This window comes from Microbispora sp. CSR-4 (genome assembly GCF_008033685.1).
In the GTDB taxonomy this organism is placed as follows: Bacteria; Actinomycetota; Actinomycetes; order Streptosporangiales; family Streptosporangiaceae; genus Microbispora.
In genome coordinates this window covers 50,599-65,981 of the sequence record NZ_VJVX01000003.1, presented here as the reverse complement: position 1 = coordinate 65,981, position 15,383 = coordinate 50,599, and the positions used below count along the sequence as shown (strand labels likewise).

Here is a 15,383-nt window from a genome sequence, read left to right as displayed (position 1 = left end):
ATCACCGTGGACAAGACCCCGGCGAGGAGTAGAGCGACGGCCTGTGCTATACGCGGCCCTCACAATCGGACAAATAGCACATAAAGGCAGGTAAGGTACACAAGACGGAGTGTGATCGGGGGTTCACATGGCATCCGGTAGATCGGGTCCGCCGACCGTCGAGCGGACGTTCTTCGGCCATCCGCGGGGGCTGGCCACGCTGTTCGGCACCGAGATGTGGGAGCGGTTCAGCTACTACGGCATGCGCGCCATCCTCGTGCTGTTCCTGACCGCGCCCGTCACGCGCGGCGGCATGGGCCTGCCGGAGACGACCGCCGTCGGCATCTACGGCGTCTACATCGCCTCGGTCTACCTCCTCGCCATCGCGGGCGGCTGGCTCGGCGACCGGCTGCTCGGAGCCCGCAGGACCGTGCTGTGCGGCGCCCTGGTCATCATGGGCGGCCACGTCAGCATGGCGATGCCCATGGGCGGCGGGTTCGTCTGGCTCGGCCTCGTGCTGATCGCGCTGGGCAGCGGGCTGCTCAAGCCGAACATGTCGGCGCTGGTGGGCGAGCTCTACCGGCACGAGGACGACGCCCGGCGCGACTCCGGCTACACGATCTTCTACATGGGCATCAACCTGGGCGCCTTCATCGGCATCATGGTCGTGCCCTGGCTGCAGACGGGCGACCGCTGGCACCTCGCCTTCGGCGCGGCCGCCCTCGGCATGGCCTTCGGCCTGGCGCAGTACGTCCGGGGCCGGGCCACGCTCCGCGGCGCCGGCGAGGAGCCGGACCACCGCATGACACCGGACGAGGAGCGCCGCTTCAAGGTCGTGGCCAGCGTCGCGCTCGCCGCCGGCGCGGGCGCGCTGACCCTGTGGGCGCTCAGCGGCACGCTCACCGTGGACCGGTTCGCCGTCGTGCTCACGGTCGTCACGGCGGCCGTGCCGGTCGCGTACTTCGTCTTCCTGTTCTCCTCGCGCGAGGTCACCGCGGAGGAGCGGAAGGGCCTGTTCGCGTACGTGTGGCTGTTCCTGGCCGCCGCGATCTTCTGGCTCGTCTACGACCAGGCCGGCAGCGCCCTGCTGCTGTTCGCCAAGAACGACACCGACCTGGACGTGCTCGGCTTCACGATCCCGCCGGGCTGGGTGGGCAACATCAACTCGCTGGTGATCATCCTCGTCGCCCCCCTCTTCGCGGAGATGTTCCTCAAGGCGGGCACCCGGATCAGCACGCCGCTCAAGTTCGCGGTCGGCCTGGTGCTCGTCGGGGTGAGCTTCGTCGTCATGTCGGTCGCGTCCGGCATCGCCTCCGGCGGGGTGAAGGTCTCGGTCATGTGGCTGCTGTCGGTCTACCTCATCCAGACCGTCGGCGAGCTGTTCCTCAGCCCGGCCGGGCTGTCGGTCACCAACAAGCTCGCCCCCCGGGCGTTCGAGAACCAGCTCATGGGCCTGTGGTTCCTCTCCATGGCCCTCGGCGACTCCGTCGGCGGCCAGGCCTACCGGCTGACCAAGGTCGTGCCGATGCCGATGTACTACCTCACCCTCGCGCTCGCCGCGATCGCGGCGGGGCTCGTCATGCTGCTGTTCGTCCGCAGGCTCCGCATGCTGATGGCCGAGCACCACGTGCCGCCCGTGCCCACACCGAGCTGACGCCCACACCGAGCAAACGCCCACACCGAGCAAACGCCCACACCGAGCAAACGCCCACGCCGAGCTGACGCCCACACCGCCCGTGCCGGGCTGAGGGTCACAGGGCCGGCATGAGCGGCTCGCGCGGGCGATAGCGGGCGGGGTCGCGGGCGATGCGGCGCACCGCCTCCTCCATCACCGCCGGCGGCTGGGTGAACGGCAGCCGCAGGTAGCGCTCCAGCGTCCCGTCCACGCCGAACCACGGCCCCGGAGCCAGCCGTACGCCACGGGCGGCGGCGGCCTCGGCGACCGAGCTCGCCACCGGCCCGTCGAGCCGCACCCACAGCGAGCCGCCGCCGCGCGGCGTGGTGAACGCCCAGCCGGGCAGCTCCTCCCGCAGCACCGCGGCGAGCGCCGCACACGACGCGCCGAGCCCACGGCGGCGCTCGGCGCGCGCCTCCTCGATCCGCTCGAACAGGCACGCGACGACGAGCTGCTCGAAGACCGCGCCCGCGATGTCCACGGCGGCCCGCAGCACGGCCAGGCGGCGGACGGTCGCGGCGCTCGCCCGGATCCAGCCGACCCGCAGGCCGCCCCACCAGAGCTTGGAGGCCGAGCCCACGCTGATCACCCGGCCGTCGGTGTCGAACGCGGCCAGCGGCGCCGCACGCGCCGTCTCGTCCAGCACGATCTCGGCCCAGCTCTCGTCGGCGATCAGCGTCACGCCGTGCCGTCGTGCCGCCTCCACCAGCTCGGCGCGGGCGGCGTCGGCCATCAGGTGGCCGGTCGGGTTCTGGAAGTCGGGGATGACGTAGGCCAGCCGGGCCGCCGTCTGCCGCATCGCACAGGTCACAAGATCGAGGTGCCAGCCGTCCTCCTGCACGCCGACCGGCACCAGGCGGGCTCCCCGCATCCGTGCCGCGTCGATCGCGTGCGGATAGGTCGGCGACTCGACCAGCACCGGGTCGCCCCTCTCGGCGAACGCCGCCATCAGCAGGTGGATGGCCTGCTGGGCCCCGGCCGTGACGAGGATCTGCTCGGGCCGGGTGGGCACGCCACGCTCGCCGTACCTGCGGGCGATCGCCTCGCGGAGCGGCGCGAGCCCGGCCGGGTGGTAGCCCATGCCCAGCGCGTACCGGTGGTAGGCCCGGCCCGCCTCCTCGATGGCCTCGCCGAGCAGGGCGCTCGCCGGGGGCGCGGCCGCGTGCAGCGGCAGCAGCCCGTCGTCGTCGGACGCCAGCCACGGGTTGTCGGTGCCGAGCGCGCCCGCGTCGGGCAGGGTCGCCCGGCTGCCGGATCCCTGCCTGCTCTCCAGATAGCCCTGCTCGCGCAGCCGATCGTACGCCGCGGTCACGGTGGTGCGGCTGACGCCGAGGGCCTCGGCCAGGTGCCGCTCGGCCGGCAGGCGCACCCCAACGGCGAGCCTCCCGTCGAGGACCAGGCCGCGTACGGCGTCCGCGAGCGCCCGGTAGTAGGGCCGGGTCTCCTGCGCGTCTCCCGCGCCCTTCCCCGCCCTCGCTCCCGCGCCCCTTCCCGTGGCTTCTCCTGTGGTGCCGAGCACGAGCCGGGCGAGCTGCAGAGCGCTGAGGTACCGATCCATGCAGGCCAATTTCTCTGATTGGCCCTTTCCTCGCAACCCCACCAGCCTGCACGATAGGCCGACTATGACCGAACTGTCCCTCCCCCGCCCCCGTTCGCTCCCGCTGCGGCTCATCCGCCTCTATGCCGGCCTGGCGCTGTACGGCGCCGGGATCGCCCTGCTCGTCAGGTCCGGCCTGGGCCTCGACCCCTGGGAGGTCTTCCACCAGGGCCTGTCGGTGCGCACCGGGTGGTCGATCGGCCTGTGGATCAACCTGGTGGGCGCGCTGGTGCTGCTGCTGTGGATCCCCCTCAAGCAGCGGCCCGGTCTCGGCACGATCAGCAACGTCCTGGTGGTCGGCACCAGCGCCGACGGGGTGATGGCGTTGGTGCCCGCGCCCGCGGCCTGGCCGGTACAGTGGGCCTTCCTGCTGGGCGGCGTCGTCGCCATCGCCGCCGCCTCCGGGCTCTACATCCACGCGGGCTTCGGCCCGGGGCCGCGCGACGGCCTGATGACGGGCCTCAACCGGCTCGGCCTGTCGATCCGGCTGGCCCGCACGATCGTCGAGATCAGCGTGCTCGCCATCGGCTGGCTGCTCGGCGGCACCGTCGGGGTCGGCACGGTGGTGTTCGCGGTCACGATCGGCCCGGTGACGCAGGTTTTCATGAAGCTGTGGGCCCCCGCCGGGGACACCGCCCGGCCACCTGGCACGAAGCCGTCCTGACGCGGCCAGCGCGGGCCCGTGACGGCCGCGGCTCGCGGATGAGCGGACGGCCCGCGCCCGGTAGCGTGACGGGCATGCGGATCGAGGATTACGCCCTCGTTGGCGACATGCAGTCGGCCGCCCTCGTCGGCCGGGACGGCTCGATCGACTGGCTGTGCCTGCCACGGTTCGACTCCCCCTCCTGTTTCACCCGGCTGCTCGGCGACGAGTCCAACGGCTTCTGGCGGCTGGCCGCCGCGGGACAGGAGCAGGCCACCCGCCGCGCGTACGTCGAGGACACGCTCATCCTGGAGACCGTCTGGGAGACGCCCACGGGCGCGGCCAAGGTGATCGACTTCATGCCGCCCCGGCACGCCAACCCCGATCTCGTACGGATCGTGGAGGGCCTGTCGGGCACCGTGGAGATGACGACCGAGATCCGCATCCGCTTCGACTACGGCCGCATCGTCCCCTGGGTGCGCCGCAGCAACGGGCACCTGCACGCCATCGGCGGCCCCGACTCGGTCTGGATCCACTCCGGAGTCCCGCTGCACGGCGGCGACTACCGGCACCAGGCGAGGTTCACGGTCGCCGCCGGCGAGCGGGTGCCGTTCGTGTTCACCTGGCATCCCTCCCACGAGCCGGAGCCGGAGCGGATCGACCCGATGGAGCAGCTCGCCGAGACCAGGCTCATGTGGCAGGAGTGGGTCTCCCGCTGCGGTTACCAGGGCCCCTGGCGCGACGCCGTGGTCCGCTCGCTGATCACGCTCAAGGCGCTGACCTACAGCCCGACCGGCGGCATCGTCGCCGCCCCGACCACGTCACTGCCGGAGCACCTGGGCGGGGTGCGCAACTGGGACTACCGCTTCTGCTGGCTGCGCGACGCCTCCATGACGCTCGACGCGCTGACCGGCGCCGGATACGTCGAGGAGGCCGCCGCCTGGCGTTCCTGGCTGCTGCGCGCCATCGCCGGCCGTCCCGAGGACGTCCAGGTCCTGTACGGCGTGGCCGGCGAACGCCGCCTGCCGGAGATGACGCTCGACTGGCTGTCCGGCTACGAGAACTCCACGCCCGTGCGGATCGGCAACGGCGCGGCGACCCAGCTCCAGCTCGACATCTACGGGGAGGTCGTCGACGCCCTCTATCAGGCGCGCAAGCAGGGCATGCCGCCGGACAACCACGCGTGGGCCCTGGTCACCAAGGTCATGGAGTTCTTCGAGCACAACTGGGACCAGCCCGACGAGGGACTGTGGGAGGTGCGCGGACCCCGCCGCCACTTCGTCCACTCCAAGGTCATGGCCTGGGTCGCGGCCGACCGCATGGTCCGCGTCATCGAGGAGCTGGGCCGGCGCGGCGACGTGGAGCGCTGGCGCGCCATGCGCGACCGCATCCACGCCGAGGTCTGCGACAAGGGCTACGACCCCGAGCGCAACACCTTCACCCAGTCCTACGGCTCACGCGAGCTCGACGCCGCACTCCTGCAGATCCCCATCGTCGGCTTCCTGCCCCCCGACGACCCCCGCGTCATCGGCACCGTCGAGGCCATCGAACGCGAGCTCATGACCGACGGCTTCGTCCTGCGCTATCCCCTCGCCGAAGACAACCCCGTCGACGGCCTCCCCGGCGGCGAAGGCGCCTTCCTCGCCTGCAGCTTCTGGCTCGCCGAAGCCCGCGCCATGATCGGCCGCCACGACGACGCCGTCGAGCTCTTCCAGCGCCTCATCGCCCTCACCAACGACGTCGGCCTCCTCGCCGAGGAATACGACCCCAAGACCGGCCGCCAGCTCGGCAACTTCCCCCAGGCCTTCAGCCACATCCATCTGATCCGTACGGCGCGGGCGCTGACCCGCTACACCGAGCGGCGGTAGGCGAGGCTCCGGGCGCACTCCCGGAACCCGAGCGACCGATACAGCCGCACGGGCCCCGGATAGGCGTCGTCCCCACGCGGGCTCCCCCCCGCCTGCCGCGCGCCCGCCCGCCGCGCCGCGTCCAGCGCGGCCAGGCAGGCGGCCCGTGCGAGGCCGCGCCGGCGGTGGCCCGGCGCGGTGCCGGCCGGCTCGATGCGGGCGGCCCGGTTGGCCTCGTCCAGCCAGACCAGGCAGAACGCCGCGGCGCTCCCGTCCGGCGCCTCGGCGATCCAGTCCAGGTCCGGCCGATAGGGCCAGGCCCGCCGGACCGCGTGGTAGCTCTCCTCGGTCACCCGCGACGGGTGGAACGCCGCCCGGTGCGCGGCGGCGCGTCGCGGGACGTCGGCGTCGCCCACCGCGCGCAGGCGATATCCGGCGCGGCTACTGCCGTCCGGCGATGCGGGCGAGGAGCCGGGCGAACTCCGGCGGCGGCGCGACGACCAGCCGGGTCTGCCCGTCGTGGCTGATGAGGTCGGCCTGGATGCGGGTCAGCTTGCCCCGGCGCCACCAGTACACGTGGGGGCTCAGCCCGTCGGCCCGGCCGGCGTGCTCGCGGTGGGCGAAGATGCGCAGGCGCTCGATCGCGCGGACGACCCCGATGCCGGCCACGGGATGCACGGCCACCATGCCCCGGTGCGGCAGCACGGCGAGCATGCCGTCCTCGGGCACGTCCATGTACGCCGTCAGGCGGCGCAGGTGGGCCGCCGCGCTGGGCGCGGTCAGCAGCGACACCTCGGTGCCGGCGAGGTCGAGCCGCGACACGGTGGGCCGCTCGTCGGTCAGGGCGTTGCCGACGGCCACGTCGAGCGCCTCGGCCGGCGGGATGGGCCAGCAGAACGCCTCCTCCGGCCGCACCGGACGGGCGCCGATGGTCAGCACCTCGATCAGGTCGGCGCTGAGGTGGCGGCCGATGATCCGGGAGGGGTCGGGGAAGGCCGGGTCGTCGGCGGCGTGGACGCGCGTGCGCAGCAGCGGCCTGATGGGCGTGAGGTTGCAGGCGTCGAACGGCTCGCCCGACACGGCGTGCGCGAGGTGCTCGGAGACCAGCATGGGCCAGTCCTCGCGGGCACGGCGACCGGCCTCGCGGCGCAGGCCGACGAGGTTCACCGTCCGCTCACGCTCGGGCGAGGTCAGCGTCAGCGACGCCCCGTCGGCCGCGAACGTGCAGGTATAGCCCATGGTCTCGGCGACCAGGGCCAGCAGGGAGTCGAGATCGACGTCCTCGACGGCTCTCGGGGCGGGATGGTCCGGCCGTGTCCGGCTGAGCAGTCGCCGCAAGAGTCCCAACGCACCATCCCTTCACCACCGCCCGGATGCCTCCGGGGCGGGTCTCAGGTTGCCGCGTCCGAGTCGCGGAACATGCCCGAGAGAGAATACGATTCGGTCACAATAGCCACATTCGACTCCAACCACACACTCATCTGTGGTGTGCCATGGCCCACAGTCAGTCCCGCGAGCACCGGCACACCAAGCGGGGCCAGGCGTTCGGCCAGCATGGGAAGGGGGTCGCCACACTCCACCCACGATCCCAGCACGATTCCCGCCGCGCCGTCGAGACACCCGGCCTGCAGTAGTTGCGTCACCATGCGGTCGATCCGGTACGGCTCCTCGGTGACGTCCTCCAGCAGCACGACGCGCCCCCGCGCGCGCATCGCGTACGGCGTGCCGCACAGGGCGGCCAGCAGAGCGAGGTTACCTCCCGTGAGCCTGCCCTCGGCCCGGCCCGGCACGATCACCCGGTCGCCCGTGATCGGCGCGGGCGTGCCGCCCTCGAACAGCGCCTCCCGCAAGTAGGCGAGGCTGGCCGGCTCGGGCCCCTCCGGGTCGCCGATCAGCGCGGTCGCCGGCATCGGCCCGAACAGCGTCGCCAGGCCGAGCCGGTCGGCGAAGGCCCGGTGGAGCGCGGTGATGTCGCTCGACCCGAGCAGGATCTTCGGCCCGGCCGCCGCCATCGCGTCCCAGTCGAGCAGCCCGAGCAGCCGGGTGGCGCCGTAGCCGCCCCTGGCGCAGATGACCGCCGCCACCCCGGGATCGCACCACGCGTCCTGGAGGTCGGCCGCCCGCGCGGCGTCCGGCCCGGCCAGGTAGCCCTCCCGCGCGAGGATCGACGCCCCGTGCACGACCCGCAGACCGAGCCCGGTCAGGACGTCGGTGCCGCGTTCGAGCCGTTCGGGATCGACGGGACCCGAGGGCGCGACCAGCGCGACGGTGTCACCGGGCCGCAGCCGCCGCGGCGGTCTCGGGACCGTTATCGAGGCGTCACCGCCCGCCCCGCCCGGGAAGCGCTCGCTCACCCTTCAAAGGGTGTCAGACTTAGCGGTATCTATGCGACCTCCGACGCACATCCTCGTGGTCAACGGTGTCAAGGTCCGCCGTCCGGTGTTCGTTGTCGCGGCTCCGCACTCCGGCGCGGACCTGCTGGGCCGTGCCCTCAAGCGCTCGCCCGGCTTCCACGTGACCATGGGCAGGGGCCCGGTGGCCCGGGTCGTCTACGCCTTCGCCAGGAGGCCGTCGATCGCCCGCAGCGGCGGCGCCCCGCAGGTGCTGCGCGACGTGCTCGCCGAAGCGTGGCAGGTGGTCCCGTCGGCGTGCGCGGAGTGCACGGCCTCCTGCCGGGAGGCGGGCGGCATCGTCGGCGCCGGGCCCTGCGTCGGGCCGGGCTCGCTGTCCCGGTTCGGCGACGCCAGCCCCGACCTGCTCTACAGCGCGCCGGTGCTGCTGCAGGCGTTCCCCGACGCCCGGCTCATCCAGATCATCCGCGACGGCCGTGACGTCGTCGCCGACATGCTCGCCGACCCCGCCTGCATGACCTGGGTCAAGCCCCACATGCTGAGCGAGGACGCCGAGTTTCCCAATCCGTTCCTCGGCGTGCGCTCGGCCGAGCACCGGGGGCGCTGGGCCGCGATGCCACCCGCGGGCAAGTGCGCCCTGCGCTGGCGCAGCGCCGTACGGCTGAGCGCCGCGCTGCGCCACGACCTGCCCGCCGAGCACCTGCTCACCCTGCGGTACGAGGACATGGTGGCCTCGCCGGGAGACGCGATCGAGGCGGTGTCGTCCTTCCTGGAGGCCAAGATCTCCACGATCGCGCTGTACGGCGCGACGATCCCCCGGCCGGGAAGCTGGCGCAGGCGGCTGTCGGCGGACGACGCCGAGCTGGTGGAGAAGGTGGCCAGGGAGGAGCTCGCCCGCCTCGGCTACCGCTGAGCCGGCGAGCGAGCAGCCCGTCGGTGGGCGGCCGGCATGACCGGTCGTCTCCCCGCCGTCATCCCCCAGGCCGCCGTTTTCCGGCTGTCGTCTCCGGGCCGTCATCCCCCAGGCCGCCGTCTCCGGGCCGCCGTCTCCCGATCGCCGTCTCCGGGCCGTCAGCTCCCGGTCGCCGTCTCCGGGCCGTCGCAGGGCCTCAGGATGCGCTCTGGCCGGAGGCGGTGAACTGGGTGCGGTAGAGCTCGGCGTAGGCGCCGCCCCGCTCCAGCAGCTCCTCGTGCCGGCCGCGCTCGACGACCCGGCCGTCCTCGATCACGAGGATCGTGTCGGCCTCGCGGATCGTCGACAGCCGGTGGGCGATCACCAGAGACGTCCTGCCGTGCAGCGCGGTCTTCAGCGCCTGCTGCACCGCCGCCTCGGACTCCGAGTCGAGATGGGCCGTCGCCTCGTCCAGCACCACCACCCGCGGCGCCTTCAGCAGCAGCCGGGCCAGGGCGATGCGCTGCTTCTCCCCGCCCGAGAGCCGGTAGCCGCGGTCGCCGACGACCGTCTCCAGCTCCTCCGGCAGGTTCTTGACCAGGTCGGCGATCTGGGCCGCACGCAGGGCGTCCCAGATCTCCTCGTCGGTCGCCTCCGGCCGGGCGTAGCGGAGGTTGTTGCCGATCGTGTCGTGGAACAGGTGAGCGTCCTGCATGACCACGCCCACCGTGTCCCTGATGCTGTCGAGGGTGGCGTCGCGGACATCCACGCCGTTGATCCGCACGGCCCCCTCGTCCACGTCGTACAGCCGGGACACAAGCGAGGTGATGGTCGTCTTGCCCGCGCCCGAGTGCCCGACGAGGGCCACCAGCTCGCCGGGGTGCGCGGTGAACGACACGCCCTTGAGCACCTCCTGCGAGGGCCCGGTGTCCGGGCGGGCCACCGACTCCAGCGACGCCAGCGAGACATCGGAAGCGGACGGGTAGCGGAAGCGGACATCGTCGAACTCGATCGTGACCGGCCCCTCGGGGATCGGCCGCGCGTCCGGCTTCTCGGCGACCATCGGCTTCAGGTCGAGCACCTCGAAGACACGGTCGAAGCTCACCAGGGCGGTCATCACGTCCACGTGGACGTTCGACAGGCTGGTCAGCGGGCCGTACAGGCGCATGAGCAGGGACGACTGGGCGACCAGGGTGCCGAGCGCGAACGCCCCGCCGATCGCCAGCGCGCCCCCGAGACCATAGACGAGCGCGGTCGCCAGCGCGGCGACCAGGCCGAGCGCGATGCGGAACACCGCGCCGTACATGGCGACGGTAACGCCCACGTCGCGGACCCGGCCCGCGCGCTCGGCGAAGTGGGCCGCCTCGTCGTCCGGCCTGCCGTACAGCTTCGCGACCATGGCCCCGGCCACGTTGAACCGCTCGGTCATCACCGAGCTCATCTCGGCGTCGAGTTGCATCTGCTCGCGGGTCAGCGCGGACATCCGGCGGCCGACCCACTTGGCCGGGAAGATGAAGATCGGCAGCAGGACCAGCGCGACCAGCGTGACCTGCCACGACAGCACGAGCATGGTGCCGAGCACCATGACCAGGCTGATGACGTTCGACACCACCGACGACAGCGTGCTGGTGAGGGCCCGCTGCGCCCCGATGACGTCGGTGTTCAGCCGGGAGACCAGCGCGCCGGTCTGGGCGCGCATGAAGAACGCGACCGGCATGCGCTGCACGTGGTCGAAGACCTCGGTGCGCAGGTTGTAGATCAGGCCCTCGCCGATGCGCGCGGAATACCACCGCTGCACCAGGCCGAGCCCGGCGTCCAGGACCGCGAGCCCCCCGATCGCCACGGCGAGCCACACCACGACGTCGACCCGCTTCGGAGTGATGCCGTGATCGATGATCGCCTTCATCAGCAGCGGGTTGGCGACCACGATGACCGCGTCGACCACGACCAGTGCGAGGAACCCGGCGATCTGGGCGCGGAACGGCCGGGCGTAACCGGCGATGCGCCGGACGGTTCCCGGCGCGATCCGCTCCTTCGTCACGGAGTTATCTCGCCGTAACGAGCGCATAACCTGTAGGCCGTAGCCGCCGTTCATCATCGCCATATGCCGTACATCCTCCCAGCCCTGCAGCGGCGGGAGGATACCCCCGATTCCCCCGTCAGCTCGAAGCGAACAGCACGTACCGGTTCGCCCCGGACACAGACCCTAGTTCGTTTCGAACAGATGCGCGCAGCCCGCTTCGGACCGCATCCTTCGGCCTGCCCCGAGCAGTGCCGCGCGGTCCGCCCCGAGCAGCGGCCTTCGACTCGGCCCGAGCAGCGTCCTTCAGTTCCTTCCGAACAGTGCCCGGATGCGCGCCACCTGCTCGATCCGCTCGGCGGCGGCCTGCTCCTCCAGCGTGCGTCCCGGCGCGGCCTGCAGCAGCCTCTTGGTGGCGGTCGCGGCGGCGCGGTCGGTCGCCAGCAGGGCGGCGGCCAGGTCCTGTACGGCCTGGGCCAGCTCGGACGTGGGCACCGCGATCTCGGCCAGGCCGAGCCGTACGGCCTCGGCGGCCCCCACGGTGCGCGCGGTCAGGCACATCTCGATGGCCCGCGGCACCCCCACGATGTCGGCCAGGGGCTTGGTCCCGGTCAGGTCGGGAACCAGCCCCAGCGCGGGCTCCTTCATGCAGAACTTCACGTCGTCCGTGACGACACGCAGGTCGCACGCGAGTGCGAGCTGGAAACCCGCCCCGATCGCATGCCCCTGCACGGCCGCGATCGACACGATCTCCGGCCTGCGCAGCCACAGAAAACCCTTCTGTGCCTCCGCGATCAGCTGCTCGAACTCGGAGTCGCCGAGCACCGCGGCGCTCGCGAACGATTCCTGCCCGGGAACCCCCTCGGGTGTGAACATGCGCAGGTCGATTCCGGCTGAGAAGGACGGCCCCTCGCCTCTGACCACGACCACTCTCACCTGCTCCGGAAGGGTCTCCCCTATCCGGGCCAGGGCCGACCATGTCGCGAACGTCTGCGCGTTGCGCTTGTCCGGCCGGTCCAAAGTGACGGTCGCGATCTCGCCGTCCACCTCGAAGCGCAGTCCGACCTCGGCCGGCGCGGCCGCCGAGATCGTCGACACATCGGAGCCTTCGCCCGTCCCAAGGGCGTGCTCCAGATTCCCCCCCATTGCCGCTTCCGCCATGCCCTGCTCCTGCGTCCGGTGCGGAGCGACGTCGCCTCGCACGGCCGGTCCGGTGCGGCGCACCGTCCGTGCCGGGCGTCCGCCCTCCTGTTCATCCCGCGGTCGCGCCCGAGCTTACCGAATATCGTTCTGGCGAGTCGGACGCGACCGCTCCTCCAGCAGGAACGAGCGGCTGCGGTCGCGCGTCTTGAGGTGGATCTCTAGCGCTTGGACTTGCCCCGGGTCGCGCCGCCGCGTCCGCGCAGAGTCACCCCGGACTCGCTGAGGATGCGGTGGATGAACCCGTACGACCGGCCGGTGGAAGCAGCCAGAGCGCGGATGCTCTCACCCGCGGAATAGCGCTTCTTAAGATCAGCGGCCAGCTTTTCCCGGTCGGCCCCGGTCACCCGGGTGCCCTTCTTCAGAGTCTCGGCCACGAGTACCTCCTGTAGTGCCAGACTTCCGCAGCGTTACTTCAGCCCATGATCAGTCATTTCGGCGGGATCGGCTACCTACTCCGCGGGAAAAGATCCCTACCCGCTCAAATTAAGATCAGGCAAGCGCCACAAGATCGGAAAATTCGTCGCTCCATGCGTCTTCTACTCCGTCTGGCAACAGAATCACCCTATCCGGCTTCAGCGCCTCGACCGCGCCCTCGTCGTGCGTGACCAGCACAATCGCGCCGGTGTAGGAGCCGAGGGCCGACAGCACCTGGTCGCGGGAGGCCGGATCGAGGTTGTTGGTGGGCTCGTCGAGCAGCAGCACGTTGGCGCTCGACAGCACCAGCGTCGCAAGGGCGAGACGGGTCTTCTCGCCGCCCGACAGGACCCCGGCGGGCTTGTCCACGTCGTCGCCGGTGAACAGGAACGACCCCAGCACCTTGCGCAGGTCGACGTCGGCCAGGTCGGGCCCCGCCGACCGCATGTTCTCCAGGACCGTGCGCTCGGGATCGAGCGTCTCGTGCTCCTGAGCGTAGTAGCCGAGCTTGAGCCCGTGGCCCGGCACGACCTCGCCGGTGTCGGGCTTCTCGATGCCTGCGAACAGCCGCAGCAGGGTGGTCTTGCCCGCGCCGTTCAGGCCCAGGATGACGATCCGCGAGCCCCGGTCGACCGCGGCGTCGACGTCGGTGAACACCTCCAGCGAGCCGTACGACTTGGACAGGCCGCGGGCCGTCAGGGGGGTCTTCCCGCAGGGCGCGGGGTCGGGGAAGCGGAGCTTGGCTACGCGGTCGGAGCGCCGCTCGCCCTCGACGCCGGACAGCAGCCGCCTGGCGCGCCGCTCCATGTCCTGGGCCGCCTTGGCCTTGGTGGCCTTCGCCCGCATGCGGTCGGCCTGGGAAAGCAGCGCGGACGCCTGCCGCTCGGCATTGGCCCGCTCGCGCTTTCGCCGTTTCTCGTCGGTCTCCCGCTGGGCGAGATAGGCCTTCCAGCCGACGTTGTAGGTGTCGATCACGCAGCGGTTCGCGTCGAGATGGAGCACCCGATTTACCGTCGCATCAAGAAGGTTTACGTCATGGCTGATGATCACCAAGCCGCCCTGGTGCGAGCGCAAAAAATCACGAAGCCAGCCGATCGAGTCCGCATCGAGGTGGTTTGTCGGCTCGTCAAGCAGGAGAGTCTCCGCTCCGGAGAACAGAATCCGGGCCAGCTCCACCCGCCGTCGCTGACCACCGGACAGGGTCTCCAGCGGCTGGCCGAGGACACGGTCGGGCAGCCCGAGGCTCGACGCGATCGAGGCCGCCTCGGACTCCGCCGCGTAGCCGCCGAGGACGTGCAGGCGGTCCTCCAGGCGGCCGTAGGCGCGCACCGCGCGGTCGCGCACGCGCTGGTCGTCGGCCGCCATCCCGGCCTCGGCCTCGCGCAGCTCGCGGAGCACGTCGTCGAGGCCGCGGGCCGACAGGATCCGGTCGCGCGCCAGCACGCTCAGGTCGCCGGTGCGGGGGTCCTGCGGCAGATAGCCGACGCTGCCGGAGATCGTGACCGTGCCCGCGGCGGGCAGCCCCTCCCCCGCCAGGACCTTGGTGAGCGTGGTCTTGCCGGCGCCGTTGCGGCCGACCAGGCCGATCTTGTCGCCCGGGTTCACCCGGAACGAGGCGCCCTCGATGAGCAGGCGCGAGCCGGCGCGAAGTTCGATATCGGTTGCGATGATCATGATTAAGGGGACACTCCCGTAGGTGATGAGGTCGGGGATCGGCACCGGGAGCGATCAATCGGGAGTGCGCATGGGCTCAAGTGTAGTGCCGCCCCGTCCACCATCGCCTGCGCCGAAACCCCGCCCGCGCCCCTTCGTCGCGCGGCCGGTCAGGGGTCGAGCAGGCGGATCCGTACGGCGCGGAACAGCGCGGGGGCACCCTCCAGAACCGGCATCCGGGGGTCGGGCACGGTGAGGAAGGGGCCGGACTCCAGGGCGAACAGCGGTGCGAGACGGCGGTCGCGCCTGATCTCGTCGATCGAGCGCCGGTCTCCGCCGAGCACGACTGCCTCCAGGTCGTCGAGCCTCGGCAGCAGCACCCGGGCGGCCACGTCGGCGGCGGCCCGCAGCGCTTCGGACGACTGCTTGTCCCTGCGCCGGGCGAAGCGCTGCTGCGACCACCCGCCCGCCGCGCTGCGCCCGTGGACCTGACGCGAGCCGACCTTGCCCGTGACGAGGCGGGCGCCGATGAAGACGCCTGCGGCGTGCCCGCCGAGCCGGGCCAGCAGCACGCCGACGGTCCGTTCCCGGCACACGTGGGACACCAGCGCCGCCGCGGCCGGGGGAAGCCGGAACCCGTCGTCGCCCCCGCCCTCGCGTCCGTGCCCGCCGTCGCCCCCACGGTCGCCATCGCCTGCGTCGCCGTCGCCCCCGTCGCCGTCGCCCCCGTCGCCGTCCTCCTCGGGCCCGCCGTCGCTCTGGCCCCCGCGGTCGCTGCTGCCCGCGCCGTGGCGGTCGCCCACGCGAGAGGGGCGCAGCGGCGGGAACGGCACCTGACACTCGGCGACCGCGCCGTCGGCGGCGTCGATGCGGACCACGTCAGGCAGGACGACGGCCTCGATCGGGCCGTGCCGCTCGGCGAAGCGCGCGATCCATCCGGCGAGCCGCTCGGGGGCGACCGAGATCCATCTGCCGCCTCCCGTGGCGGGCCCTGCCGTCATGGCTGATCAGCCTAGCCGTGCACCCTGTGTAGGGTTCCGCCCAACTGACGGGGAAATGTCGGTGAACTTCGTCCCGCAATCGGCATCGCCGGGCGATTTCTGTCCCAC

Annotated in this window: 13 protein-coding genes; 4 read left to right on the top strand and 9 right to left on the bottom strand. The window is 72.0% G+C overall.

Features of this window, described 5'->3' with window-relative positions:
• Window positions 1–127 precede the first annotated feature (127 nt).
• Window positions 128–1,633 carry a peptide MFS transporter gene (locus tag FLV34_RS04940; protein WP_147942477.1) on the top strand — a complete coding sequence of 502 codons (1,506 nt, stop codon included), beginning with the start codon at window positions 128–130 and terminating at the stop codon, window positions 1,631–1,633.
• Window positions 1,634–1,730: 97 nt separating this feature from the next.
• Here the strand turns inward: FLV34_RS04940 and FLV34_RS04935 are convergent, their stop codons facing one another.
• The gene (locus tag FLV34_RS04935) at window positions 1,731–3,212 is read right to left on the bottom strand and encodes a PLP-dependent aminotransferase family protein (protein WP_147942476.1); all 1,482 of its coding nucleotides are present in this window, start codon (window positions 3,210–3,212) and stop codon (window positions 1,731–1,733) included.
• 64 nt (window positions 3,213–3,276) lie between these two features.
• On the opposite strand from FLV34_RS04935, the gene FLV34_RS04930 reads away from it, so the two are divergent.
• Window positions 3,277–3,915, top strand: a complete 639-nt coding sequence (locus FLV34_RS04930) for a YitT family protein (protein WP_142647446.1) — start codon at window positions 3,277–3,279, stop codon at window positions 3,913–3,915.
• A 74-nt stretch (window positions 3,916–3,989) separates the two neighbouring features.
• On the top strand, window positions 3,990–5,762 hold the full coding sequence (locus FLV34_RS04925; protein ID WP_142647447.1) for a glycoside hydrolase family 15 protein: 1,773 nt from the start codon (window positions 3,990–3,992) through the stop codon (window positions 5,760–5,762).
• Here FLV34_RS04925 and FLV34_RS04920 read toward each other — a convergent pair.
• The 3 genes from FLV34_RS04920 to FLV34_RS04910 are packed head-to-tail and all read right to left on the bottom strand — an operon-like array spanning window position 5,744 to window position 8,095.
• Window positions 5,744–6,157, bottom strand: a complete 414-nt coding sequence (locus FLV34_RS04920; RefSeq protein WP_147942475.1) for a GNAT family N-acetyltransferase — start codon at window positions 6,155–6,157, stop codon at window positions 5,744–5,746. The genes FLV34_RS04925 and FLV34_RS04920 overlap by 19 nt on opposite strands.
• 25 nt (window positions 6,158–6,182) lie before the next feature.
• Window positions 6,183–7,088, bottom strand: coding sequence for a hypothetical protein (locus tag FLV34_RS04915; protein ID WP_240971354.1), 906 nt, complete (start codon window positions 7,086–7,088; stop codon window positions 6,183–6,185).
• 44 nt (window positions 7,089–7,132) lie between these two features.
• A complete protein-coding gene (locus FLV34_RS04910; RefSeq protein WP_142647449.1) occupies window positions 7,133–8,095 on the bottom strand; it encodes an LD-carboxypeptidase in 963 nt (320 codons plus the stop codon).
• Between the two features lie 31 nt (window positions 8,096–8,126).
• Between FLV34_RS04910 and FLV34_RS04905 the strand changes: the two genes are divergently transcribed.
• On the top strand, window positions 8,127–9,005 hold the full coding sequence (locus FLV34_RS04905; protein ID WP_142647450.1) for a sulfotransferase: 879 nt from the start codon (window positions 8,127–8,129) through the stop codon (window positions 9,003–9,005).
• A gap of 196 nt (window positions 9,006–9,201) precedes the next feature.
• Here the strand turns inward: FLV34_RS04905 and FLV34_RS04900 are convergent, their stop codons facing one another.
• From FLV34_RS04900 to FLV34_RS40200, 5 genes are all read right to left on the bottom strand, one after another.
• Window positions 9,202–11,088 (bottom strand): ABC transporter ATP-binding protein, encoded by a 1,887-nt coding sequence (locus tag FLV34_RS04900; protein ID WP_142647451.1) that lies wholly within the window; start codon window positions 11,086–11,088, stop codon window positions 9,202–9,204.
• 222 nt (window positions 11,089–11,310) lie between these two features.
• Entirely contained in the window at window positions 11,311–12,165 is an 855-nt protein-coding gene (locus FLV34_RS04895) for an enoyl-CoA hydratase/isomerase family protein (RefSeq protein ID WP_142647452.1), read from the bottom strand.
• 200 nt (window positions 12,166–12,365) lie between these two features.
• Entirely contained in the window at window positions 12,366–12,581 is a 216-nt protein-coding gene (locus FLV34_RS04890) for a helix-turn-helix domain-containing protein (protein WP_030507271.1), read from the bottom strand.
• Window positions 12,582–12,696: 115 nt separating this feature from the next.
• Window positions 12,697–14,295, bottom strand: a complete 1,599-nt coding sequence (locus FLV34_RS04885; RefSeq protein WP_142647510.1) for an ABC-F family ATP-binding cassette domain-containing protein — start codon at window positions 14,293–14,295, stop codon at window positions 12,697–12,699.
• Between the two features lie 149 nt (window positions 14,296–14,444).
• Window positions 14,445–15,275, bottom strand: coding sequence for an acVLRF1 family peptidyl-tRNA hydrolase (locus FLV34_RS40200; protein ID WP_168065892.1), 831 nt, complete (start codon window positions 15,273–15,275; stop codon window positions 14,445–14,447).
• Window positions 15,276–15,383 lie beyond the last annotated feature (108 nt).

Bases quoted from the DNA above. Each gene is read 5' to 3' on its own strand.
- FLV34_RS04935 (WP_147942476.1), bottom strand. From the start codon at position 3,212: ATGGATCGGTACCTCAGCGCTCTGCAGCTCGCCCGGCTCGTGCTCGGC.
- FLV34_RS04925 (WP_142647447.1), top strand. From the start codon at position 3,990: ATGCGGATCGAGGATTACGCCCTCGTTGGCGACATGCAGTCGGCCGCC.
- FLV34_RS04900 (WP_142647451.1), bottom strand. From the start codon at position 11,088: ATGGCGATGATGAACGGCGGCTACGGCCTACAGGTTATGCGCTCGTTA.
- FLV34_RS40200 (WP_168065892.1), bottom strand. From the start codon at position 15,275: ATGACGGCAGGGCCCGCCACGGGAGGCGGCAGATGGATCTCGGTCGCC.
- FLV34_RS04930 (WP_142647446.1), top strand. From the start codon at position 3,277: ATGACCGAACTGTCCCTCCCCCGCCCCCGTTCGCTCCCGCTGCGGCTC.
- FLV34_RS04905 (WP_142647450.1), top strand. From the start codon at position 8,127: ATGCGACCTCCGACGCACATCCTCGTGGTCAACGGTGTCAAGGTCCGC.
- FLV34_RS04885 (WP_142647510.1), bottom strand. From the start codon at position 14,295: ATGATCATCGCAACCGATATCGAACTTCGCGCCGGCTCGCGCCTGCTC.
- FLV34_RS04895 (WP_142647452.1), bottom strand. From the start codon at position 12,165: ATGGCGGAAGCGGCAATGGGGGGGAATCTGGAGCACGCCCTTGGGACG.
- FLV34_RS04940 (WP_147942477.1), top strand. From the start codon at position 128: ATGGCATCCGGTAGATCGGGTCCGCCGACCGTCGAGCGGACGTTCTTC.